A 22,378-nucleotide genomic window follows, 5' to 3' on the forward strand; every position below is an offset into this window, starting at 1 on the left:
CCCGGAGCCTAGCCAGCCGGGCGCAACGTCAGGCCACAGCCGCGACGTACGCCGCGAACTCCCGCGCCTGGTCCAGCTCACCCGGGCGCGGCGCATCGTCGGGGTCGAAGCCCCGGTCGCGGTCGGCCAGCACCTGCTGGAGCAGCGGGCGCCACCGCGGGTCCTCGTGCACCATCGACCAGCGCAGGGCGTCGCGCTTGCTGGCCACCTCCCCCGTGCGCACCGTGTAGAGGCTGCGCGAGGCCTGCACCACGAGGTAGCGCTGGCACCACGCGATGTCCGAGGGGCACCACCGGAGGACGTCGTCGGCGAGCGTCGCCAGCCCGGCGCGGGCCTGCCCGCGCAGCACCTCGTCGGGCACCGGGTCCATCAGCTCGACGGGGCAGGGACCGACGAGCGTGATGCCGTGCTCGCGCAGGATCCAGCGGGTCCACGGCTGGTTGCAGTGCTCGGACCACTCCATCTCGTCGTGGCCGTGGTCGACGTAGAGCCACTCCCGCCCCAGGCCCTCGGTGGTGCGCAGGTCGGCTGCGACGGCGTACGACCCCTCGAGGTGCCGGTGCCAGGCGCCGTCACGGTGCGGCAGGTCACGGTGCAGTGCGCGCAGTGCGGCCTCCTGCTCCGCCGTCGGCCGCTCGCGGACCACGACGAGGAAGTCGCAGTCGCTGTGCAGGTCGCCCGCGCCGAGTGCGAACGAGCCCTGCAGGTAGGCGCCCATGAACGACTCCCCCAGCGCGGCCTGGGCGCCGGTGACGAGGTCGTGCAGCACGCCGTTGAGCTCGGCGTAGCGCGTGGGGTGGGGGTTCAGCACGGATGGAGTGTGCGCCCGCGCACTCCCGCGCCGCCACGGATTATCGGCTCGTCACGGTGGCGGCATACGTCATCTCGCCGCGCAAGGGTGGCGGCATACAACGTCCTTGTCGCCGTGCTGCCTGTCGTCTGCCGCCAGGGTCGAGATACAGGATGTCGTACGCCGCCAGGGTCGAGGAGGCGCTCGTGACCTCGTGCCTCAGACGTTGAAGCCGAGGGCCCGCAGCTGCTCGCGACCGTCGTCGGTGATCTTGTCCGGGCCCCACGGCGGCATCCAGACCCAGTTGATCGCGACGTCGCCGACCAGGCCCTCGAGCGCAGACTCGGTCTGGTCGGTGATCACGTCGGTCAGTGGGCACGCGGCGGAGGTCAGCGTCATGTCGAGGACGGCGTTGCTGTGCTCGTCGAGGTGCACGCCGTAGACGAGGCCGAGGTCGACGACGTTGATGCCGAGCTCGGGGTCGACGACGTCCTTCATCGCCTCGGTGACGTCGTCGACGGTGACCGTCGCGGTGCCGCCGCCGGCCCCGTCGAGGGTGGCCTCGGGGACCTCGGGGAGGTCGCCGTGGTCGATGGACTCACTCATGGGAATCTCCTTGGTCGGTCTGGGCCTGGGTGGTCGCGTCCTTCCACGCCATCCAGGAGAGGAGCGCGCACTTCACGCGCGCGGGGAACTTGGCGACACCGGCGAACGCGATGCCGTCCTCGAGGACGTCCTCATCGGGCTCGACCTGACCCTTGCCCTGCATGAGCTCGAGGAAGGTCCCGTGGATCGACATCGCCTCGTCGAGCGGCTTGCCGATGACGAGGTCGGTCAGCACCGAGGCCGACGCCTGCGAGATCGAGCAGCCGACGCTGTCGTACGACACGTCCTCGACGACGCCGTCCGAGAGGTGCACGCGCAGGGTCACCTCGTCGCCGCACGTCGGGTTGACGTGGTGGACCTCGGCCTCGAAGGGGTCACGCAGGCCCTTGTGGTGCGGGTTCTTGTAGTGGTCCAGGATGATCTCCTGGTACAGCGAGTCGAGCTCGGTGCTCATTCAGCCCACCTTGAAGTAGCTGCGGGTGTGGTGGAGCGCCTCGACCAGCGCGTCGATCTCCGCGGGCGTCGTGTAGAGGTAGGACGACATCCGCGTCGAGCTCTGCACGCCGAAGCGGGCGTGCGCCGGCTTGGCGCAGTGGTGGCCGGCGCGCACCGCGACGCCGCGCGAGTCGAGGACCTGCGCGATGTCGTGGGGGTGGACGCCGTCGAGCTCGAAGGCGATCGCGCCGCCGCGTTGCGTGGCGTCGAGCGGGCCGAGCACGGTCACGCCCGGCACGGACTGCAGGCCCTCGAGGGCGTACGCCGTGATCGCCTGCTCGTGGCGGTGGATCGCGTCCAGGCCGATGTGGCCGAGGTAGTCGACCGCGCAGCCCAGCCCGATCGCCTCGACGATCGGCGGCGTGCCCGCCTCGAAGCGGTGCGGCACCTTGGCGTAGGTCGAGCGCGCCATGGTGACGGTCTCGATCATCTCGCCGCCACCGTGGAAGGGCGGCAGCTCGTTGAGCAGCTCCTCGCGGCCCCACAGCACGCCGATGCCCGTCGGGCCGGTGACCTTGTGGCCGGTGAATACCAGGAAGTCGCACCCCACGGCCTGTACGTCGACGGGGAGCTGCGGCGCGGCCTGCGAGGCGTCGATGACCGACAGGGCGCCGAACGCCTTGGCCCGCTCCACCAGGTCGACGACCGGGTTGATCGTCCCGAGCATGTTGGACACCCAGGTGAACGCGACCACCTTGGTGTGCTCGTCGACGAGCTGGTCGGCGTTGCTGAGGTCGAGCCGGCCGTCGTCGGTCAGGCCGAACCAGCGCAGCTCGGCACCGGAGCGCTCGCACGCCAGCTGCCACGACACGATGTTGGAGTGGTGCTCCATCTCGGTGATGACGACGTTGTCGCCGGGGCCGAGGTCGATCGTGCGGGCCAGGAGGTTGAGCGCCTCGGTGGCGTTCTTGGTGAAGATCACCTCGTTGCGCGAGGGCGCGTTGACGAAGGCCGCCACCTTGTCGCGCGCCGCCTCGTAGGCCTCGGTCGACTCCGCACCGAGCTGGTGCATGGCGCGCGCGATGTTGGCGTTGTGCCGCTCGAGGTGGTCGACCATCGTGTCGATGACGACCTGCGGCTTCTGCGAGGTGTTGGCGCTGTCGAGGTAGACGAGCGGCACTCCGCCCGCGAGCGTGCGCTCGAGGATCGGGAAGTCCTTGCGGATCACGTCGAGATCCGGAAGCAGTCCTTCCATGATGGTCTCCCTTGTCAGCGTGCGGTGGGTCAGGCCGTGGCGGGGTTGAGGTACTTGTCGTAGCCCTCGGCCTCGAGCTGGTCGGCGAGCTCCTTGCCGCCGGACTCGGCGACCTTGCCGTCGACGAAGACGTGGACGTAGTCGGGCTGGATGTAGCGCAGGATGCGGGTGTAGTGGGTGATCAGCAGGACACCCTTGCCCTCGCGCTCGCGGAAGCGGTTCACGCCCTCGGAGACGATCTTGAGCGCGTCGATGTCGAGGCCGGAGTCGGTCTCGTCGAGCACCGCGACCTGGGGGTCGAGCAGCTCGAGCTGCGCGATCTCGTGGCGCTTCTTCTCACCGCCGGAGAAGCCCTCGTTGACCGAGCGCTGGGCGAAGGTGGAGTCGAGGTTGAGCCGCTCGAGGGCGCCGTTGACGTCCTTGACCCACGTGCGCAGCTTGGGCGCCTCGCCGTCGATGGCGGTCTTGGCGGTGCGCAGGAAGTTGGACACCGAGACACCGGGGACCTCGACGGGGTACTGCATCGCGAGGAACAGGCCGGCGCGGGCGCGCTCGTCGACGGAGAGCGCCAGGACGTCCTGGCCGTCGAGGGTCACCGAGCCGCTGGTGATCGTGTACTTCGGGTGGCCCGCGATGGAGTAGGCCAGCGTCGACTTGCCCGAGCCGTTGGGCCCCATGATCGCGTGGGTCTCGCCCTCCTTGATCGTGAGGGTGACGCCCTTGAGGATCTCCTTGGGGCCGTCCTCGGTGTCGACGGTGACGTGGAGGTCGGTGATGACGAGCTTGCTCATGCGGGGGTGACTCCGTTCAGGGTGGTCTCGGTGTCGACGTACACGTCCGTGCCGCGTACCTCGATCGGGAAGGTGGCGACCGGCTCGGTCGCGGGGAGGTTGGTGGGCTTGCCGGTGCGCAGGTCGAACATCGACCCGTGAAGCCAGCACTCGATCTGGCAGTCGGCGACCTCGCCCTCGGTCAGCGCGACCTCGGCGTGGCTGCACGTGTTCTCGAGGGCGAAGACCTCGTCGCCGTTGCGGGCGATCGCGAGGTCGTAGCGTCCGAGCGTGACCGCGAGGGCCTGGTCGGTCGGCACCTCGTCGAGCGAGCAGGCGCGTTCGAAAGCCATCAGTCGTCCGATCCGAAGGCGGCGAGGGACCCGGGGTCCTTGAGGACGTTCTTGGCGAGCTCGGCCTCGACGGTGGACATCAGCCGCTCCTCGATGGAGGGGACGCCGACCTTCTTGATCAGGTCGTTGAAGAAGCCGTGCACGACCAGCCGCTGGGCCTCCTTCTCCGAGACACCGCGCGACTGGAGGTAGAAGAGCTGCTCGTCGTCGAAGCGCGCGGTGGCCGACGCGTGGCCGGCGCCCTCGATCTCGCCGGTCTCGATCTCGAGGTTGGGGATCGAGTCGGCCTGGCAGCCGTCGGTCAGGACGAGGTTGCGGTTCTCCTCGTAGGTCTCGATGCCCTCGGCGACCTTGCGGATCAGCACGTTGCCGACCCAGACCGTGTGCGCCTTCTCGCCCTGCAACGCGCCCTTGTAGACGGCGTGGGACTTGGTGCGCGGCGCCGTGTGGTCGGCGAAGATCCGGTGCTCGATGTGCTGGCCGGCGTCGGCGAAGTAGAGACCGAGCAGCTCGGCGGAGCCACCGGGACCGTCGTAGGTCACGTTGGCGTCCATCCGGACCAGGTCGCCGCCGAAGGAGATCGCCGCGTGCTGGTAGCTCGCGTCGCGACCCACGCGCGCCTGGTGGTGGGACAGGTGGACGGCGTCGTCGGCCCAGTCCTGGATGGAGACCACGTTGGCCTCGGCGCCGTCGGCCACCACGACCTCGACGACCGCGGAGACGGCCGCGGAGCCGACGTGGTTGAGGACGACGACGGCCTTGCTGTGCCGACCGAAGCGCAGCACCACGTGGGCTCCGCTCGTCACGTCGGCGTCGGTGCCCTCCACCTCGACCACGACGGGCTCGGAGACCTCGGTGTCAGCAGGCACGTCGACGAGCAGGGTCGCGGGGACCTCCGCCAGCACCCGGGCGGTGAACCGCGTGTTGGGCGCCCAGCCGCTCACGCCGCGCAGCGACCTCGCCTCGTCGCCGGTGACGACGCCCACCGAGACGCCCTCGGGGGCGTTCCAGGTGGCCTTCGTGTTCCGGCCGTCGAGCGGGGCGTCGGCGTGCAGGCCCTTGAGCCGCTTGAGCGGGGTGAAGCGCCAGATCTCCTCACGGCCGGTGGGCACCGTGTGGTCGGCGACGTCGAACGAGCCGGCCGGGTGGAGGTGGCTCTCGACCTTGTCCAGCGCGGGGGCCTGCTCCAGCGCGGAGCGAACGGAATCGGTGGTGACTGTCAAAGCTCTACTTTCTTCGTTGCGTGACAAGACGGCGTCGGCCGGATCAACCGACCGCGCCCTCCATCTGCAGCTCGATCAGGCGGTTGAGCTCGAGGGCGTACTCCATCGGCAGCTCCTTGGCGATCGGCTCGACGAAGCCGCGCACGATCATCGCCATGGCCTCGTCCTGCTCCATGCCGCGTGACATCAGGTAGAAGAGCTGGTCGTCGGAGACCTTGGAGACGCTCGCCTCGTGGCCCATCGACACGTCGTCCTCGCGGATGTCGACGTAGGGGTAGGTGTCGCTGCGGCTGATCTGGTCGACCAGCAGCGCGTCGCAGAGCACGTTGGACTTCGAGCCGTGTGCGCCCTCGTTGACCTGGATCAGCCCGCGGTACGACGTACGCCCGCCGCCGCGCGCCACCGACTTGCTCAGGATCGAGCTCGAGGTGTGCGGTGCGGCGTGCACCATCTTGGCGCCGGCGTCCTGGTGCTGACCCTCGCCGGCGAACGCGATGGAGAGCGTCTCGCCCTTGGCGTGCTCGCCCATGAGGTAGACCGCGGGGTACTTCATGGTCACCTTCGAGCCGATGTTGCCGTCGACCCACTCCATGGTCGCTCCGGCCTCGCAGGTGGCGCGCTTGGTGACGAGGTTGTAGACGTTGTTCGACCAGTTCTGGATGGTCGTGTAGCGGACGCGGGCGCCCTTCTTCACGACGATCTCGACGACCGCGGAGTGCAGCGAGTCGGAGGAGTAGATCGGCGCCGTGCAGCCCTCGACGTAGTGCACGTAGGAGTCCTCGTCGGCGATGATCAGCGTCCGCTCGAACTGGCCCATGTTCTCGGTGTTGATCCGGAAGTAGGCCTGCAGCGGGATGTCGACGTGGACGCCCTTGGGCACGTAGATGAACGAGCCGCCCGACCACACCGAGGTGTTGAGCGCGGCGAACTTGTTGTCGCCGACCGGGATGACGGTGCCGAAGTACTCCTTGAAGAGCTCCTCGTGCTCCTTCAGCGCGGTGTCGGTGTCGACGAAGATGACACCCTTCTCCTCGAGGTCCTCACGGATCGAGTGGTAGACGACCTCCGACTCGTACTGCGCGGCGACACCGGCGACCAGGCGCTGCTTCTCCGCCTCCGGGATGCCGAGCTTGTCGTAGGTGTTCTTGATGTCCTCGGGCAGGTCCTCCCACGAGGTGGCCTGCTTCTCCGAGGAGCGCACGAAGTACTTGATGTTGTCGAAGTCGATCGTCGAGAGGTCCGAGCCCCACGTCGGCATCGGCTTGCGGTGGAAGAGCTTGAGGCCCTTCAGGCGCAGGTCGAGCATCCACTGCGGCTCGGACTTCTTGCCGGAGATGTCGCGCACGACGTCCTCGTTGAGCCCGCGCGTGGCGGCGGCACCCGCGGTGTCGGAGTCGGCCCAGCCGAACTCGTACTTGCCGATGCCCTTGAGCTCCGGGTTGAGTTCTTCGATGGAGGTCATGCCTTCTCCTTCTTCGGGGTCTGGGGGATGCAGGTCGTGCAGACGCCGTCGCCGTGGGCGATCGTCGCCAGGCGTTGGACGTGGGTGCCGAGCACGGAGGCGATGGCCTCGGTCTCGGCCTCGCACAGCTGGGGGAACTCGTGGGCCACGTGGGACACCGGGCAGTGCTGCTGGCACAGCTGCTCACCGAGCACCGGCAGGTCGCGCACCGAGGCGGCGTAGCCGTTCTGGGTGAACACCCGGGCCAGCGCCTCGGCGGGCGTCAGGTCGGGGTCGACGGCCATCACCGAGGCGTAGTCGCGCTCGACGAACTCGACCCGGCGCCGGGCGAAGGCGACCACGGCCTCCTCGCCCTGCGTCTCGGCCAGGAACCGCATCGCCTGCACGGCGAGGTCGTCGTACTGCTGGTCGAAGCTGTCGCGACCGGCCTCGGTCAGGGCGAAGACCTTGGCCGGGCGACCGCGGCCGCGCGTGCCGTAGACCTTCTGGTCGCGCGACTCCACGACACCCTCCACGACGAGGTGGTCGAGGTGGCGGCGTACGGCGGCGGGCGTGAGGTCGAGCCGGCCGGCGAGGTCGGCAGCCGTGCTGGGCCCGTTCTCCAGGATCGTGCGCGCCACGCGGTCGCGCGTGGGTGCGTCCCCGTCCGGGGTCGCAGCCGTCCTGGTGAATTCCACAACGACAGTGTGACGTTAATGCTCCGGTCACTTCAAGGAAGGTTCCCCTAAGTGACCTGGGACACCGCGGTGGCGACCGGGCGGACCGAGCGGGCGTCGCCCGCCCCGGCACACCTAGACTTCCGGACGTGTCAACCGCGTCCCCTGCCGTCGAGATCGACGCACTGGTGATGCGCTACGGCGACAAGCTCGCGGTCGACGGCCTCTCCCTGCAGGTGGCTCGCGGCTCGATCACCGCGGTGCTGGGCCCCAACGGCGCCGGCAAGACCACCACGCTGGAGACGTGCGAGGGCTACCGGGCGCCCCAGCAGGGCACCGTCCGGGTGCTCGGGCTGGACCCGCAGCGCGACCGGGCCGCGCTGCTCCCCCGCATCGGGGTGATGCTCCAGTCCGGCGGCGCGTGGAGCGGCGTGCGCGCCCACGAGATGCTCGAGCACATGGCGTCGCTGCACGCCCACCCGCTCGACACAGCCATGCTCAGCGACCGGCTCGGCCTGGGCGACTGCGGCCGCACCCCCTACCGCCGGCTCTCCGGTGGGCAGCAGCAACGACTGGGACTGGCGATCGCGCTGGTCGGGCGCCCCGAGCTGGTCTTCGTCGACGAACCGACCGCGGGGATGGACCCGCAGGGACGGCGTACGACCTGGGAGCTGCTGGAGGAGATCCGCGGCGACGGCGTCACGGTCGTGCTCACCACCCACCACATGGACGAGGCCGAGCACCTGGCCGACCGGATCCACATCATCGACCGCGGCTCGGTCATCGCCACCGGGACTCCGGCCGAGCTGACCCGGGAGGGTCGCTCGGCGACCATCCGGCTCGTCGTGAGCCGCCCGTTCCCCGACGGCGCCCCCGAGTCGCTGCGGGCCGAGCTCGGCCCCGACACCGAGGTCCGCCAGCTCGACGAGGTCAGCATGCTCATCCACGGTCCGGCCGACTCGACGACGCTCGGCCGGGTGTCGCGGTGGTGCGAGGAGCACGACGTGCTCCCCCAGACGCTCAACCTGGGCCAGCGCAACCTCGAGGACGTCTTCCTCGAGCTCACCGGTCGGGAGCTCGCGTCGTGAGCACCCCCGCACCCGGCACCTTCATCCCCGCCCCCGGAGGCGCGCCGCTCGCCCGCATGGTGCGCGCGCAGGCGCGGATGGAGTCGCGGCTCATGCTGCGCAACGGCGAGCAGCTCCTGCTGGCGATCGTCATCCCGGTCATCGTGCTCGTGGGCGGCGTCGCGGCCGCCGGTCGGATCGGGATCGACCTCGAGGGTCATCGAGCCGTCGACATCCTCACCCCGGGCGTGCTCGCGCTCGCCGTGATGTCGACGGCCTTCACGTCGGTCGCGATCGCCACCGGCTTCGAGAGGCGCTACGGCGTGATCAAGCTGCTGGGCTCCTCGCCCCTGCCCCGGTACGGGCTGCTGCTGGGCAAGGCCCTGGCCCTGCTCAACGTGGTGGCGCTGCAGCTCGTCGTGCTGGTCGTGGTGGGCCTGGTCCTCGGCTGGGAGCCGACGCTGGCGCACCCCCCGCGCTCGGTCGCGGGCCTGGCGCTGGCCGTCGGCCTCGGCACGGCCGCGTTCGCCGCGCTCGGCCTCCTGGTCGCCGGCGTCCTCAGGGCCGAGGCCACGCTGGCGCTGGCCAACCTCGTCTACCTGCTGCTGATGGCCGGGGGCGGGGTCGTCCTCCCGACCAGCGCCTACGGCGCCGCGGCCCCGGCGATCGGGTGGCTGCCCTCCGCCGCGCTCGGCGAGGCGATGCGGGCGGCCCTCGTGGACGCCACGATCGACGGCCGGTCCCTGCTCGTGCTCGCCGCCTGGGCCGTGGTCGGCACGTTGCTCACTGCTCGGACCTTCAGGTGGGAATGATGGACACCAACGCCCTGCTCACCCGTCTCGCCCGCTGGCTCTGGCCACTCGCGGTCGCCAACCTGCTGGCCAACATCGGCATCGTGGTCACCGGTGCCGCTGTACGCCTGACCGGCTCCGGGCTCGGCTGCCCGACGTGGCCGCGGTGCAGCGACGAGTCGTACGTCGCCCACGGCGAGCTCGGCATCCACGGCGTCATCGAGTTCGGCAACCGCACCCTCACGTTCGTGCTGGCGGCGGTCGCCGTCCTGTGCTTCCTCGCCGCGCTGGGTGCCCGGCACCGCCGGGCGACCCGGTTGAGCCTCGTGATCGGCCTCGGCATCCCGCTGCAGGCGGTCATCGGGGGCATCACCGTGCTCACCGACCTCAACCCGTGGATCGTGGCCGGGCACTTCCTGCTGTCGATGGCCATCATCATGGTCTGCGTCGCCCTCCTCGACGAGCTCCGCAGCCCTGACCGCGGTGCCGCTCCCCCGCTGCCCCGGGCCCTGGCCTGGGCCACCCTCGCGGCCGGGTGGGTCGTGCTCTACCTGGGCACCGTCGTGACCGGCGCCGGCCCCCACGCCGGCGACACCGACTCCCCGCGCAACGGCCTCGACCCCTCGACGATCTCGCACGTCCACGCGATCGCGGTCTACGTCCTCGTCGGCCTCACGGTCGCGCTGCTCCTCGTCGCGCTCCGCGGCGGGCACCGCTGGCTCGCGACCGTCACCGGGCTGGTGCTGGTCATCGAGCTGCTCCAGGGCCTGCTCGGGTGGGTGCAGTACTGGCTGGACCTGCCGGTCGGACTGGTCGCCCTGCACATGCTCGGGGCGGCCCTGCTCGCCGCCGGCCTGGCCCGGATCGCGCTGGCGGTCCTGCCCCACCGCGCCCGGCACGAGGCGCAGGCGGGCGGCGAGCCGCAGCCCCACGCCGCGACCCGCCTGCCCTGAGACCTCCGGGGTCGGTCCCTCCTAGCCCCCGATCTTCCGCGCGAAGACGACCGTCCGCTTGGCGTAGTCGTCGGCCTTGCAGGCCACGAGCACGATGCGCGGCGGTCCCGAGACGGAGTAGAGGGGTCCCATCCGGCGCCGGGCCGGCCAGAACTCGCGCCGGGTGACCTCGAACCGGCACCCGGCGACGCGGACGACGTCGCCCGCGCGGAGCTCGCCCCACCGGTCGGCCACGCCGTTGCCGGCGCGCCACGCGTGGCCGGCGTACACGGTGCTCCCGCTGGGGTCGCAGGGCGGGTCGCCGCGCGACCACGTGTAGACCGCGCCGCGCAGCTGCCACCCCACGTCGAGCGTGTCGTCGCGGGCGGGCACCTCGATGACCACCGCGTCCGTGCCCGTCCTGGCGATCCGGAGCCGGTCAGGGGCGGCGTGGGCCGCACCCTGACCGACCAGCGCGGTCGCGCAGAGCGTCGCGGTGACGAGCGCGGTGCCGCGCATCACGCACCGGTGTCGGGCGCGATCTCGGGGGCCTGCGCGCAGGGCTTGTTGGTGAAGCTCATCCTCCAGACGCTCTTCCCGGTGAGGCGGAAGGTGGCGCCGGCTGCCTTCGCGCGGACGGTGACCGTCCGGTGGGTCGCCTTGAGCCAGCGACCCTCGCGCAGGACCTTGCCGCCGGCGCGGTAGACGACACCGGAACGCTTGGCCACCTTGTACATGTCGCTCGTGCGACCGCACTTGTCGATGTGCCGCGCCTTCGCCGTGACCACGCGCACCTCGGCGGGCAGCACCTCAGGGGGTACGACGACGGGCGGGGCCGCGACCGGGCACGGCGCCAGGCTGTCGACGGGGGCGGGGAGCGTGATCGACGTCTGGCCGTTGGGGAAGACGTTGCCCGGGGTTGCGGTCAGGGTGAGGCTGCCGTCGGGGTTGGTCGTCGCCGTCCAGGGTCCGCTCGGGACCGTCCCGTAGTGGGCGTTGCCGGGACCGCAGTCGTCGACCACCGGCACCGTGGGCGGGGTGACGGTCTTCACGACGCAGCTGTCGGAGAAGTCAGCCACCGCGATGGCGCCCTCGTCGTCGGAGGTCTCGCCCGTGCTCCACTGCGCCGACAACGCCAAGGTGACGTCAGCCGTCGGCTTGGTGGTGATCGTCTCGGTGAACGTCTTGGTCTGCGAAGCGGCCAGCGTCGTGCCGACGGGAACAACGGTGGGGCGGCTGGACTCGGTGATCGTCTCCGTGCTGCCCTCCTTGTTCTCCAGCTGCCACGTGACGGCCCAGCCGCCACCCGTGGCGCACGCGACCGTGCCCGAGATCGTGGTGTCCCAGGCGTTGGCGGCCCCCGCGGACCCGACGACAGCGAATCCCGCTGCCAGTGTCAGTGTCAGCAGCCGCGACATTGCTCGATTCATGGTGCTACTCCTCCCGTGGATGCCCTGAAAGTGCATGCCCTTCCTCGTCCCCGATCGAACGAGAATCACGTGGCACGGACACCGCAGGATCCGTTGAGGAGTCGTGCAGTTCCCCCCGAAACCTCGAAGATTCCCTCAGATTGGCTAGCGCACCAGCAGCGGGTCGAGCGCGACTGCGACGAACAGGAGCGAGAGGTAGAGGTTGGAGGCGTGGAAGAGGCGCATCGGGTTGATCTCGCTCAGCACGTCGGAGCGTCGCGTGCGCCGCCACATGCGGTGCGCCTCGACGAGGAACACGGCGCCGAGGACGGCAGCGGCGAGCGGGTAGACCAGGCTCGTGCCGGCCACCGGCCAGAGCAGGAGCGACGTCGCGACCATCACCCAGCTGTAGGCGACGATCTGGCGCCCGACGTCGGCCGCCGGCTTGACGACCGGGAGCATCGGGACGTCGACGTTGCGGTAGTCCTCGCGGTAGCGCAGGGCCAGGGCCCAGGTGTGCGGCGGCGTCCAGAAGAAGACGACGAGGAACAGCACGACCGGCGTCCAGGCGAGCTCGCCGGTGACGGCGGTCCAGCCGATCAGCGCCGGGAAGCAGCCGGCGAGGCCGCCCCAGACGATGTTCTGGGTGGTGCGGCGCTTGAGCAGCATCGTGTAGACGAAGACGTAGAACGCGTTGGCGAGCAGCGACAGCGCCGCCGAGAGCCAGTTGACCCACAGGGCCAGCACGACGGTCGAGAGCACCGCGAGCACGCTGGCGAAGACGAGCGCCGACACCGGCGAGACGATGTGGCGCGGCAGCGCCCGGCGGCGCGTGCGCCGCATCTGCTCGTCGATGTCGCGGTCGTAGACGCAGTTGTAGGCCGACGCCGAGCCCGCGGACAGCGCGCCCCCGACGACGGTCGCGGCCACGAGGCCGAGCGGCGGGATGCCCCGTTCGGCGAAGAACATCACCGGGACCGTGGTGAGGAGCAGCAGCTCGATGACCCGCGGCTTGGTGAGCCCGACGTAGGCCGCGACGACGTCACGCCACGACTTGGCCTCCTCGGGTCCGGCGGGTGCGCCACCGGTCGACGGCCGTGCAGACGCATCGGCGTGCGGACCGGCATGGGACACGGTGGGACCTCGTGGGACTTCGAACGGATGGGACGCGGACGTGCGGGGAACCGGGGGTGCTGGACGGCCAGGAACCGGCGTCCGCGACCACCCTCGGGCGGGGTCGAGTCTACTCGGCCTCGACGCTAGGCTCGCAGTCGAGGCCACCGGCGTCGGACTGTGATCCTGGCTGCACTCCGACTGCACATCGACCCGGCCCCCCCGGCTCCATCGAGAGGAACTGCGTTGTCCGAGAAGTCCACCCTGCCCGCCACCCTCGAGTGGGACGACGTCGACGCGCGCGCGGTCGACACGGCCCGCGCACTGGCGATGGATGCGGTGCAGAAGGTCGGCAACGGCCACCCCGGCACCGCCATGAGCCTGGCGCCGGCGGCGTACCTGCTCTTCCAGAAGGTCATGCGCCACAACCCGGCCGACCCCGACTGGACCGGCCGCGACCGCTTCGTCCTCTCCTGCGGGCACAGCTCGATCACCCTCTACACCCAGCTCTTCCTCGGCGGCTGGGGCCTGGAGATCGAGGACCTGCGCTCGCTGCGCACGTGGGGCAGCAAGACGCCCGGTCACCCGGAGTACGGCCACACCGCGGGCGTGGAGACGACCACCGGCCCCCTCGGGCAAGGCGTCGCCAACGCCGTCGGCATGGCCATGGCGGCGCGTCGTGAGCGCGGCATGCTCGACCCCGACACCGACGAGGCGGACTCCCCGTTCTCGCACCACGTCTACGCCATCTGCTCCGACGGCGACCTCGAGGAGGGCGTCAGCGCCGAGGCCTCGTCGATCGCGGGCACCCAGCAGCTCGGCAACCTCACGATGATCTACGACGCCAACCAGATCTCGATCGAGGGTGACACCGACGTCGCCTTCACCGAGGACGTCGGCGCCCGCTACGAGGCCTACGGCTGGCACGTCCAGCACGTCGACTGGACCAACGGCGGCACGGAGTACGTCGAGGACGTCCCCGGGCTCTACGCCGCGGTCCGGGCGGCCCACGAGGTCACCGACCGTCCCAGCCTGATCGTGCTGCACACCGTGATCGCCTGGCCGGCGCCCAACGCCCAGGGCACCGGCAAGTCGCACGGCTCCGCCCTCGGCGCGGAGGAGGTCGCCGCCACGAAGGAGGTGCTCGGCCTCGATCCCGAGGCGCACTTCGCGGTGCCCGACGAGGTGCTGGACCGCACCCGCTCCCTCGTCGCGCGCGGCAAGGAGTGGCAGGCGGCCTGGCAGGAGCGCTTCGACTCCTGGCGAGAGGCGTCCTCGGCCGATGTGGTCGAGCTCTTCGACCGGATGCAGACGCGCGCACTCCCCCAGGGCGTCGCGGAGGCCCTTCCGACCTTCGAGGCCGACCCCAAGGGCGTCGCCACCCGCAAGGCCTCCGGCGCCGTCATCAACGCGGTGGCCGGCCTCATGCCCGAGCTGTGGGGTGGCTCCGCCGACCTCGCCGAGTCCAACAACACGACCATCGAGGACGCGCCCTCCTTCATCCCGCAGAGCCGCTCCACCGACCAGTGGAGCGGCGACCCGCTCGCGGGCCGCGTGCTGCACTTCGGCATCCGCGAGCACGGGATGGGGGGAATCCTCAACGGCATCGCGCTCCACGGCGGCACCCGCGTCTTCGGCGGCACCTTCCTCACCTTCAGCGACTACATGCGCGGCTCGGTCCGCCTCGCGGCGATCATGGGTCTGCCGGTCACCTACGTGTGGACCCACGACTCCATCGGCCTGGGCGAGGACGGCCCCACGCACCAGCCGATCGAGCACCTGGCCGCGCTGCGTGCGATCCCCGGCCTCGACGTCGTGCGCCCCGCTGACGCCAACGAGACCGCCGCCGCCTGGCACGCGGTGCTCCAGCGCACCGACCGCCCGGCCGGCATCGCGCTGACCCGGCAGAACGTCCCGGTCTTCCCGCGCGGCGAGGACCGCGAGACCGGTGAGCAGTGGAGCGACACCAGCAACGTCCACCGCGGTGGCTACGTCCTGCTCGACGTCGACGGCGGTGAGCCCGACGTGATCCTGATGGGCACCGGCTCGGAGGTGCAGGTCGCCGTGGCCGCGCGCGAGCTGCTCGCCGCCGACGGCATCCGGGCCCGCGTCGTCTCGCTGCCGTGCCTCGAGTGGTTCGAGGAGCAGGAGCAGGCCTACCGCGACACCGTGCTGCCGCCGACCGTCAAGGCCCGCGTCTCGGTCGAGGCGGGCGTCAAGCAGGGCTGGCGTGAGTACGTCGGCGACCACGGGCGCATCGTGTCGATCGACCACTACGGCGCCTCGGCCGACTTCGCCCGCATCTACGAGGAGCTCGGCATCACCGGCGAGACGGTGGCGAACGCCGCCCGCGACAGCCTGCGCACCCTGACCGACTGACCCACGTCCACACAGGAGGCACCACCCATGAACGACCGTCTCAAGGCCCTGGCCGACGCCGGGGTGTCCATCTGGCTCGACGACCTGTCCCGGGAGCGCCTGGAGACGGGCAACCTCGCGGACCTGGTCAAGAACAGCAACGTGGTCGGAGTGACCTCCAACCCGGCGATCTTCCAGGCCGCCCTGGCCGACGGCGAGCGCTACGACGCCCAGGTGCGTGAGCTCGCCGCGGCCGGCGCCGACGTCGACCGGGCCACCCAGACCATCACCACCGACGACGTGCGCGAGGCGTGCAAGGTCCTGCGTCCGGTCTTCGACGCCACCGACGGCGTCGACGGCCGCGTCTCGATCGAGGTCTCCCCCGGCCTGGCCCACGACACCGCCGAGACGGTGACGGAGGCCGCCGAGCTGTGGAAGCTCGTCGGCGAGCCCAACCTGCTCATCAAGATCCCCGGCACGAAGGAGGGCTGGCCGGCCATCACCGAGACCATCGCGGCCGGCATCTCCGTCAACGTCACCCTGATCTTCGGCCTCGAGCAGTACCGCAACGTCATGGAGGCCTACGTCTCCGGGCTCGAGCAGGCCCTGGCCAACGGTCACGACCTGGCCGACATCCACTCGGTCGCCTCGTTCTTCGTCTCGCGCGTCGACACCGAGATCGACAAGCGGCTCGAGGCCACCACCGAGGGCCCGGGCACCGACCCCGACCTGCGCGGGAAGGCCGGCGTCGCCAACGCCCGCCTCGCCTTCCAGATGTTCGAGGAGTTCTTCAGCGGCGAGCGCTGGGAGGCGCTGGAGGCGAAGGGTGCGCGCAAGCAGCGGCCCCTGTGGGCCTCGACCGGGGTCAAGAACCCCGACTACGACGACACGATGTACGTCGTCGACCTCGTCGTCGAGGACACCGTCAACACGATGCCCGAGAAGACCCTCGACGCCGTCGCCGACCACGGCGAGGTGCGCGGCGACCGCGTGCGCCCGTTCTACGACGACGCCGCCGCCCACATGCAGGCGCTCGCCGACGCGGGGATCGACTACGACGACGTGATCACGGTGCTGATCAAGGAGGGCGTCGACAAGTTCGTGGTGGCCTGGGACGAGCTCCAGACCACCCTGTCCGCGTCGCTCGAGTCCGCACGGTCGTGACCAGCGGGCCGGTGGACCCCACCACCACCGGGGCGTGGGGCCGGCTCACCGCCCTCGCCGAGGCGTACACCCCGGACCTGCGCTCGTCCGTCACGGCCGAGTGGGTCGAGCAGCAGACCCTGTCCGCGGCCGACCTCCACGTCGACCTGTCGAAGAACCTCTTCGACGCCGAGGTGGAGGCGGCGCTGCTCGCCCTCGCCGACGAGGTGGGCCTCTTCGGCCATCGGGACGCGATGTTCGCCGGTGAGCACATCAACGTCACCGAGGACCGCGCGGTCCTGCACACCGCCCTCCGCCTCCCGGTCGACGCGTCGCTGCACGTCGACGGCCAGGACGTCGTGGCCGACGTGCACGAGGTGCTGGACCGGGTGTACGCCTTCGCCGAGCGCGTCCGCTCGGGCGAGTGGACCGGGGTGACCGGGCGTCGTATCGAGACGGTCGTCAACATCGGCATCGGCGGGTCCGACCTCGGTCCGGTGATGGCCTACGAGGCCCTCGAGCCCTACCGGCAGGACGGCCTCGCCTGTCGCTTCATCAGCAACATCGACCCGACCGACGCCGGGCAGAAGCTCGCCGGGCTCGACCCGGAGACGACGCTCTTCATCGTCTCGAGCAAGACCTTCGGCACGCTCGAGACGCTCACCAACGCCCGGCTCTGCAAGGCGTGGCTGCTCGAGCACCTGCCGTCCGACAGCGACCCCGCTGCCGCCGTCGCCCAGCACTTCGTCGCGGTGTCCACCGCCCTCGACAAGGTCGCCGACTTCGGGATCGACCCCGACAACGCGTTCGGGTTCTGGGACTGGGTCGGCGGTCGCTACTCCATGGACTCCGCCATCGGCCTGTCCCTGGTCATCGCCATCGGGCCCGACCACTTCGCCGACCTGCTGGCCGGCTTCCACGCGATGGACGAGCACTTCCGCACCGCGCCGGCACAGGACAACGTGCCGATCAGGATGGGCCTGCTCAACGTCTGGTACACCAACTTCCTCGACGCCCACACCCACGCGGTCCTGCCCTACGCCCAGCTGCTGCACCGGTTCCCGGCCTACCTCCAGCAGCTGACGATGGAGTCCAACGGCAAGAGCGTGCGCTGGGACGGCACCGCCGTCGGCTACGACACCGGCGAGGTGTTCTGGGGCGAGCCCGGCACCAACGGGCAGCACGCCTTCTACCAGCTCATTCACCAGGGCACCCGGCTCGTCCCGGCGGACTTCATCGCCTTCGCCACGCCGGCGTACGCCCTCAAGGACGCCACGCCTGAGGGGCAGAGCACGGACGTCCACGAGCTGTTCCTGGCCAACTTCTTCGCCCAGACGCAGGCGCTCGCGTTCGGCAGGACCGCCGACGAGGTGCGTGCCGAGGGCGTGGCCGAGGAGCTGGTCGCCGCGCGGACCTTCCCGGGCAACCGGCCGACCACCTCGATCATGGCGCCGGCGCTCACCCCGGGCGTACTGGGTCAGCTCATCGCGCTCTACGAGCACATCACCTTCGTCGAGGGTGCCGTGTGGGGCATCGACAGCTTCGACCAGTGGGGCGTCGAGCTCGGCAAGCAGCTGGCCCAGCAGGTCGGGCCGGCGGTGTCCGGCGACCCCGACGTGCTGGACGAGCAGGACCCCTCCACGCAGTCCCTCATCGGCTACTACAGGAAGCAGCGCCGCTGACATGTCCGCCGACACCTGGACCAACCCGCTGCGTGACCCCGAGGACCGTCGTCTTCCTCGCATCGCCGGCCCCAGCGGGCTGGTGCTGTTCGGGGTGACCGGCGACCTCTCGCGCAAGAAGGTCATGCCGGCGATCTACGACCTGGCCAACCGCGGCCTGCTGCCGCCCGGCTTCAGCCTGGTCGGCTTCGCCCGTCGCGACTGGGCCGACCAGGACTTCGCCCAGATCGTGCACGACTCGGTCAAGGAGCACGCGCGCACCGAGTTCCGCGAGGAGGTCTGGCGCCAGCTCGCCGAGGGCTTCCGGTTCGTCCCCGGCGACTTCGACGACGACGTCGCCTTCGACAACCTCCGGCGCACGATCGAGGAGCTGGACCAGGCGCGCGGCACCGGCGGCAACATGGCGTTCTACTTCGCCATCCCGCCGTCCTTCTTCGGCACCGTGGTGCAGCAGCTCCAGGAGCACGGCATGGCCCACCCGCCGGAGGGCTCGTGGCGACGGGTGGTCGTGGAGAAGCCCTTCGGCCACGACCTCGCCTCCGCGCAGGAGCTCAACGCCACCCTCGACGGCGTCTTCCCGTCCGGGTCGGTCTTCCGGATCGACCACTACCTCGGCAAGGAGACGGTCCAGAACATCCTGGCGATGCGGTTCGCCAACAACATGTTCGAGCCGATCTGGAACTCCAACTACGTCGACCACGTGCAGATCACGATGGCCGAGGACATCGGCATCGGCGGTCGCGCCGGCTACTACGACGGGATCGGCGCGGCGCGCGACGTCATCCAGAACCACCTGCTCCAGCTGATGGCGCTGGTCGCGATGGAGGAGCCCGTCGCCTTCGACGCCAACAGCCTGCGCTACGAGAAGCAGAAGGTGCTGTCCAGCGTCGTCCTGCCTCCCCGGCTCGACCTGACCACCGCCCGCGGGCAGTACACCTCCGGGTGGCAGGGCGGCGAGAAGGTGATCGGCTTCCTCGAGGAGGAGGGCATCAAGCGCACGTCGAAGACCGAGACCTTCGCGGCGATCACCCTCCACGTCGACACCCGGCGCTGGGCGGGCGTGCCGTTCTACCTGCGCGCGGGCAAGCGACTGGGACGACGGGTCACCGAGGTGGCGATCGTGTTCAAGCGGGCCCCGCACCTGCCGTTCACGGCCACCGCCACCGAGGAGCTCACCCAGAACGCGCTGGTGATCCGCGTGCAGCCCGACGAGGGCCTGACCATGCGCTTCGGCTCCAAGGTGCCGGGGACCTCCATGGAGATCCGCGACGTCAACATGGACTTCGCCTACGGCGGCTCCTTCACCGAGGCCTCCCCCGAGGCCTACGAGCGCCTCATCCTCGACGTCCTGCTCGGCGACCCGCCGCTGTTCCCCCGGCACGAGGAGGTCGAGCTGTCCTGGAAGATCCTCGACCCGATCCTCGAGCACTGGGCGAAGAAGGGGAAGCCGGAGCCCTACGACGCCGGCACGTGGGGGCCGGAGTCCGCCAACGCGATGATGGCGCGTGACGGGCGCACCTGGAGGAGGCCCTGATGATCGAGCTGCTGAACACCAACGCATCCACGATCGCGTCTGCCTTCGTGCAGGTGCGCGAGCGCGCCGGGTCGCCGGCCATGGGCATGGTGATGACCCTCATCATCGTCGTGCCCGAGGACGAGGCCGAGGAGTCGATGAAGGCCGCCAAGCAGGCCTCGCGCGAGCACCCCTCGCGGGTGCTCGGCGTGATCCTCGGCGACGGCCGGGGGCACGCGCAGGTCAACGCCCAGGTCGGGATCGGCGACGGCTGGGGCGGGGAGACCGCGCTCATCCGGCTCAAGGGCGAGGTGGTGCGCTACCCCGAGTCGGTCGTGCTGCCCCTGCTGCTGCCGGACTCGCCGGTCGCCATCTGGTGGCCCGTCGACCCGCCCGACGACCCTGCCGACGACCCGTTGGGCGCGCTCGCCACCCGCCGCATCACCGACTGCGGTGCGGCCACCCGCGCCAAGCGCAGCGCGTTGATGCACCAGGCCACGACGTACGCCAAGGGCAACTCCGACCTGTCGTGGACGCGGGTCACCCCGTGGCGCGCCCTGCTCGCGGCCGCCCTCGACCAGCACCACCTCAAGGTCACCCGGGCATCGGTCACCGCCGAGCGGATCAGCCCGAGCGCCGACCTCCTCGTCGCCTGGCTCAACGACCGGCTGCGGGTGCCGGTCGAGCGCAAGCACTCCGACGGCCCCGGCATCACCGAGGTCGTGATGGAGACCCGACAGGGCCCGATCACGATCAACCGCTCGGACGGCAAGCTGGCGACGTTCGCCTCGCCCGACCGCCCCGACCGACCCGTCGCCCTCAAGAGGCGCGGCGTGCCGGAGCTGCTCGCCGAGGAGCTGCGGCACCTCGACGAGGACGACATCTACGCCTCGGTGACCAAGCGGCTGCTCCACCTGGAGAAGAAGTCGTGAGCGGCGCGCCCGTCGTACGCCGCCACGACGACGCCGACCTGCTGGTCGGCGACGTCGCGTCCGCCCTCCTCGACCGGCTCGAGGCAGCGCAGGCGCGCGGCGAGGTGCCCCAGATCGGCCTCACGGGCGGGTCCATCGCCGATGCGCTCCACCGCGAGCTCGCCCGTCGGGCGCCGGACTCCTCGGTGGACTGGTCGCGGGTGGTGTTCTGGTGGGGCGACGAGCGGTTCGTGCCGGCGGCGTCACCGGAGCGCAACGCCGGCCAGGCCCGGGAGGCACTGCTCGACCACGTCGGGGTCGACGAGGCGCACGTCCACGAGGTCCCCGCGAGCGACGAGGTCGACACCGCCGAGGACTCCGCCGCCGCCTACAGCGCGACCATGCGCGAGCAGGGCGCCGGGTTCTTCGAGGTGCTGATGCTCGGCATCGGCCCCGACGGCCACTGCGCCTCCCTCTTCCCCGGGCACCCCGCGCTGGGTGCGACGGACGCCATCGCCGTCGCCGTGCACGACTCCCCCAAGCCGCCACCGGACCGGGTCACCCTGACCTTCGAGGCCATGGCCCGCTGCCGCGCCGTGTGGTTCATCGCCAGCGGGGAGGGAAAGGCCGACGCCGTCGCGCGCGCCCTCGCCGACGAGGGCACGGTCGAGGAGACCCCCGCCCGCGGCGTACGTGGTGACGAGACCGTCTGGTGGCTCGACGAGGCCGCCGCCTCGGCCCTCCCCACCTGACCGGGCACTTCCTCGCGCTGAACTCTGCCGAGCGGGCACTTCCTCGCGCTGGAAGGCACCGAGCGGGCACTTCCACGCGCTGCTCAGTGGGCGAGGTCGATGTACGCCGCGTGGCGGAGGCCGAGCGATGCTCGAGCCGACTCGTACCCGTGGCGAAGGCGATCCGCCGCAGACAGCTCTCTGCCGTAGACGTCCTCCTTCGTGAAGACCTCCATGTGCCACCCGCGCTCGCGTTCCAGCCAAGCGATGCGCTCCGCATCAGCCTCCTCGACGTCCTCCCCGTGGAACGCCTCCCCGTAGAACTCCCCGCCGAAGCGGACTTCCCGATCGCCCACGTCGATCCGGTAGAGCGGAGTGCCGTCGTCAGCGTGCTCCCAGATCTGGGTTCTCGGCCAGGCAGGGATGCCGGACTCGTGCCAGTGCAGCCGCAGTGCGCTCTCCGGCGGGGACTCGGCGCCCGGGTCACCCAGCGCCGAGAGACGGCGCAGCTGCACGACCCCGCGGAACCCCTTGAACCTGTCGACCTCTTGCACGAGCTCGGCATGACCGACGCCGGCGCGCAGGAAACCATCGATTGCTGCAAGAGCGTCGAATCGCCAGAGGAGACGACCCAGGTCGCAGGCCGTTCGCAAGGGCGTCGTGACTTCGACGCCACCCAGGTGCACCGTGTCTCTCGGTAGGAGCCCGCGGGTGCCGCTCGACACGCCGCTGCGCCGCAGCCGGCTCGCACTTCGGCTGAACAGGTCGAGCGACGGCATCTCGTGGATCGCACTCCGGGGCAGTGCGTCCACCTTGTGTGTCCACGCCGCTGTTCGATCCACCACGACCGCGTGCGGCGGGGCCACCAGCGCCACAGCCGACACCCGGAGCCGGAAGGAGTCCGGTACCTGCGAGGCCACGAAGACCCCGCGGACCAGCGGTCTCAACAGGCCCCCGACAACGAGCTTGTGCCGCAGACTCGCGGGCACGCCGGCCTCGTCCGCGTGCGAAGCCGTGAACGGGCGGTCGATCGGAAGCGGCGCACTCGAGTCCAGCAGGACCACGTCGCGGCACCACGTCGGTAGCTGAGGCATGCAGGCAACATGCCCGAATCCGTCGCGCGGAGTCGTACGTCATCCACAGGCGCGCGTCTTCAGCGCGAGGAAGTGCCCGGTCGG

22 protein-coding genes are annotated in these 22,378 nt (G+C 70.7%); 9 read left to right on the top strand and 13 right to left on the bottom strand.

Annotation, left to right across the window (positions count from 1 at the left end; all coding sequences use genetic code 11):
- Positions 1 to 28: 28 nt before the first annotated feature.
- The 9 genes from ACS3YM_RS09145 to ACS3YM_RS09185 form a co-directional block, all read right to left on the bottom strand.
- Complete coding sequence (locus ACS3YM_RS09145) at positions 29 to 811, bottom strand: aminoglycoside adenylyltransferase domain-containing protein (RefSeq protein ID WP_439939752.1); 783 nt, start codon at positions 809 to 811, stop codon at positions 29 to 31.
- 198 nt (positions 812 to 1,009) lie between these two features.
- Positions 1,010 to 1,396 carry a metal-sulfur cluster assembly factor gene (locus tag ACS3YM_RS09150; RefSeq protein ID WP_439939754.1) on the bottom strand — a complete coding sequence of 129 codons (387 nt, stop codon included), beginning with the start codon at positions 1,394 to 1,396 and terminating at the stop codon, positions 1,010 to 1,012.
- On the bottom strand, positions 1,389 to 1,850 hold the full coding sequence (gene sufU / locus ACS3YM_RS09155; protein WP_439939755.1) for a Fe-S cluster assembly sulfur transfer protein SufU: 462 nt from the start codon (positions 1,848 to 1,850) through the stop codon (positions 1,389 to 1,391). The genes ACS3YM_RS09150 and sufU overlap by 8 nt, the downstream gene beginning before the upstream one ends.
- The gene (locus ACS3YM_RS09160) at positions 1,851 to 3,086 is read right to left on the bottom strand and encodes a cysteine desulfurase (protein ID WP_439939756.1); all 1,236 of its coding nucleotides are present in this window, start codon (positions 3,084 to 3,086) and stop codon (positions 1,851 to 1,853) included.
- Between the two features lie 29 nt (positions 3,087 to 3,115).
- Positions 3,116 to 3,877: a Fe-S cluster assembly ATPase SufC gene (gene sufC, locus ACS3YM_RS09165; protein WP_439939757.1), complete on the bottom strand. Its 762-nt coding sequence runs from the start codon at positions 3,875 to 3,877 to the stop codon at positions 3,116 to 3,118.
- Positions 3,874 to 4,209 (bottom strand): non-heme iron oxygenase ferredoxin subunit, encoded by a 336-nt coding sequence (locus ACS3YM_RS09170; RefSeq protein WP_439939758.1) that lies wholly within the window; start codon positions 4,207 to 4,209, stop codon positions 3,874 to 3,876. Before ACS3YM_RS09170 ends, sufC begins: the two co-directional genes overlap by 4 nt.
- Positions 4,209 to 5,432: a Fe-S cluster assembly protein SufD gene (sufD, locus tag ACS3YM_RS09175; protein WP_439939759.1), complete on the bottom strand. Its 1,224-nt coding sequence runs from the start codon at positions 5,430 to 5,432 to the stop codon at positions 4,209 to 4,211. The genes ACS3YM_RS09170 and sufD overlap by 1 nt, the downstream gene beginning before the upstream one ends.
- Positions 5,433 to 5,475: 43 nt before the next feature.
- Entirely contained in the window at positions 5,476 to 6,894 is a 1,419-nt protein-coding gene (sufB, locus tag ACS3YM_RS09180) for a Fe-S cluster assembly protein SufB (protein ID WP_439939760.1), read from the bottom strand.
- Positions 6,891 to 7,571, bottom strand: coding sequence for a helix-turn-helix transcriptional regulator (locus tag ACS3YM_RS09185; protein WP_439939761.1), 681 nt, complete (start codon positions 7,569 to 7,571; stop codon positions 6,891 to 6,893). Before ACS3YM_RS09185 ends, sufB begins: the two co-directional genes overlap by 4 nt.
- Before the next feature lie 170 nt (positions 7,572 to 7,741).
- Here ACS3YM_RS09185 and ACS3YM_RS09190 point away from each other — a divergent pair, with 170 nt between their 5' ends.
- From ACS3YM_RS09190 to ACS3YM_RS09200, 3 genes are read left to right on the top strand one after another with little or no spacing between them, the layout of a single operon-like run.
- Positions 7,742 to 8,638 carry an ABC transporter ATP-binding protein gene (locus ACS3YM_RS09190; RefSeq protein WP_439939861.1) on the top strand — a complete coding sequence of 299 codons (897 nt, stop codon included), beginning with the start codon at positions 7,742 to 7,744 and terminating at the stop codon, positions 8,636 to 8,638.
- Positions 8,635 to 9,429, top strand: a complete 795-nt coding sequence (locus tag ACS3YM_RS09195; RefSeq protein WP_439939762.1) for an ABC transporter permease — start codon at positions 8,635 to 8,637, stop codon at positions 9,427 to 9,429. The genes ACS3YM_RS09190 and ACS3YM_RS09195 overlap by 4 nt, the downstream gene beginning before the upstream one ends.
- Positions 9,429 to 10,361 carry a COX15/CtaA family protein gene (locus ACS3YM_RS09200; protein ID WP_439939763.1) on the top strand — a complete coding sequence of 311 codons (933 nt, stop codon included), beginning with the start codon at positions 9,429 to 9,431 and terminating at the stop codon, positions 10,359 to 10,361. Before ACS3YM_RS09195 ends, ACS3YM_RS09200 begins: the two co-directional genes overlap by 1 nt.
- A 21-nt stretch (positions 10,362 to 10,382) precedes the next feature.
- On the opposite strand, the gene ACS3YM_RS09205 is transcribed toward ACS3YM_RS09200, so the two are convergent.
- From ACS3YM_RS09205 to ACS3YM_RS09215, 3 genes are all read right to left on the bottom strand, one after another.
- Positions 10,383 to 10,859: a class F sortase gene (locus ACS3YM_RS09205; protein ID WP_439939764.1), complete on the bottom strand. Its 477-nt coding sequence runs from the start codon at positions 10,857 to 10,859 to the stop codon at positions 10,383 to 10,385.
- Positions 10,859 to 11,770 (bottom strand): hypothetical protein, encoded by a 912-nt coding sequence (locus ACS3YM_RS09210; protein ID WP_439939765.1) that lies wholly within the window; start codon positions 11,768 to 11,770, stop codon positions 10,859 to 10,861. The genes ACS3YM_RS09205 and ACS3YM_RS09210 overlap by 1 nt, the downstream gene beginning before the upstream one ends.
- A 144-nt stretch (positions 11,771 to 11,914) precedes the next feature.
- A complete protein-coding gene (locus ACS3YM_RS09215; protein ID WP_439939766.1) occupies positions 11,915 to 12,883 on the bottom strand; it encodes a heme o synthase in 969 nt (322 codons plus the stop codon).
- Positions 12,884 to 13,108: 225 nt separating this feature from the next.
- Between ACS3YM_RS09215 and tkt the strand changes: the two genes are divergently transcribed.
- Genes tkt through pgl form a run of 6 tightly spaced genes read left to right on the top strand, consistent with a single transcriptional unit; the run spans position 13,109 to position 21,221 of the window.
- The gene (gene tkt, locus ACS3YM_RS09220) at positions 13,109 to 15,241 is read left to right on the top strand and encodes a transketolase (RefSeq protein WP_439939768.1); all 2,133 of its coding nucleotides are present in this window, start codon (positions 13,109 to 13,111) and stop codon (positions 15,239 to 15,241) included.
- Between the two features lie 27 nt (positions 15,242 to 15,268).
- A complete protein-coding gene (tal, locus tag ACS3YM_RS09225; protein ID WP_439939769.1) occupies positions 15,269 to 16,384 on the top strand; it encodes a transaldolase in 1,116 nt (371 codons plus the stop codon).
- Between the two features lie 11 nt (positions 16,385 to 16,395).
- Positions 16,396 to 18,045: a glucose-6-phosphate isomerase gene (gene pgi, locus ACS3YM_RS09230; RefSeq protein WP_439939770.1), complete on the top strand. Its 1,650-nt coding sequence runs from the start codon at positions 16,396 to 16,398 to the stop codon at positions 18,043 to 18,045.
- A gap of 1 nt (position 18,046) precedes the next feature.
- The gene (gene zwf / locus ACS3YM_RS09235; RefSeq protein WP_439939771.1) at positions 18,047 to 19,579 is read left to right on the top strand and encodes a glucose-6-phosphate dehydrogenase; all 1,533 of its coding nucleotides are present in this window, start codon (positions 18,047 to 18,049) and stop codon (positions 19,577 to 19,579) included.
- Positions 19,579 to 20,490: a glucose-6-phosphate dehydrogenase assembly protein OpcA gene (locus tag ACS3YM_RS09240; RefSeq protein WP_439939772.1), complete on the top strand. Its 912-nt coding sequence runs from the start codon at positions 19,579 to 19,581 to the stop codon at positions 20,488 to 20,490. The genes zwf and ACS3YM_RS09240 overlap by 1 nt, the downstream gene beginning before the upstream one ends.
- A complete protein-coding gene (pgl, locus tag ACS3YM_RS09245; protein WP_439939773.1) occupies positions 20,487 to 21,221 on the top strand; it encodes a 6-phosphogluconolactonase in 735 nt (244 codons plus the stop codon). Before ACS3YM_RS09240 ends, pgl begins: the two co-directional genes overlap by 4 nt.
- A gap of 83 nt (positions 21,222 to 21,304) precedes the next feature.
- Here the strand turns inward: pgl and ACS3YM_RS09250 are convergent, their stop codons facing one another.
- A complete protein-coding gene (locus tag ACS3YM_RS09250) occupies positions 21,305 to 22,264 on the bottom strand; it encodes a hypothetical protein (protein WP_439939774.1) in 960 nt (319 codons plus the stop codon).
- Positions 22,265 to 22,378: the final 114 nt, after the last annotated feature.

It is taken from the genome of Nocardioides sp. N13(2025) (assembly GCF_051912545.1).
Taxonomy (GTDB): domain Bacteria; phylum Actinomycetota; class Actinomycetes; order Propionibacteriales; family Nocardioidaceae; genus Nocardioides.

Coding starts and splice junctions, on each gene's coding strand:
- tal (WP_439939769.1), top strand. CDS start 15,269: ATGAACGACCGTCTCAAGGCCCTGGCCGACGCCGGGGTGTCCATCTGG.
- ACS3YM_RS09200 (WP_439939763.1), top strand. CDS start 9,429: ATGGACACCAACGCCCTGCTCACCCGTCTCGCCCGCTGGCTCTGGCCA.
- sufU (WP_439939755.1), bottom strand. CDS start 1,850: ATGAGCACCGAGCTCGACTCGCTGTACCAGGAGATCATCCTGGACCAC.
- ACS3YM_RS09205 (WP_439939764.1), bottom strand. CDS start 10,859: ATGCGCGGCACCGCGCTCGTCACCGCGACGCTCTGCGCGACCGCGCTG.
- ACS3YM_RS09160 (WP_439939756.1), bottom strand. CDS start 3,086: ATGGAAGGACTGCTTCCGGATCTCGACGTGATCCGCAAGGACTTCCCG.
- sufC (WP_439939757.1), bottom strand. CDS start 3,877: ATGAGCAAGCTCGTCATCACCGACCTCCACGTCACCGTCGACACCGAG.
- ACS3YM_RS09170 (WP_439939758.1), bottom strand. CDS start 4,209: ATGGCTTTCGAACGCGCCTGCTCGCTCGACGAGGTGCCGACCGACCAG.
- sufB (WP_439939760.1), bottom strand. CDS start 6,894: ATGACCTCCATCGAAGAACTCAACCCGGAGCTCAAGGGCATCGGCAAG.
- zwf (WP_439939771.1), top strand. CDS start 18,047: ATGTCCGCCGACACCTGGACCAACCCGCTGCGTGACCCCGAGGACCGT.
- ACS3YM_RS09210 (WP_439939765.1), bottom strand. CDS start 11,770: ATGAATCGAGCAATGTCGCGGCTGCTGACACTGACACTGGCAGCGGGA.
- ACS3YM_RS09240 (WP_439939772.1), top strand. CDS start 19,579: ATGATCGAGCTGCTGAACACCAACGCATCCACGATCGCGTCTGCCTTC.
- ACS3YM_RS09190 (WP_439939861.1), top strand. CDS start 7,742: ATGCGCTACGGCGACAAGCTCGCGGTCGACGGCCTCTCCCTGCAGGTG.
- ACS3YM_RS09150 (WP_439939754.1), bottom strand. CDS start 1,396: ATGAGTGAGTCCATCGACCACGGCGACCTCCCCGAGGTCCCCGAGGCC.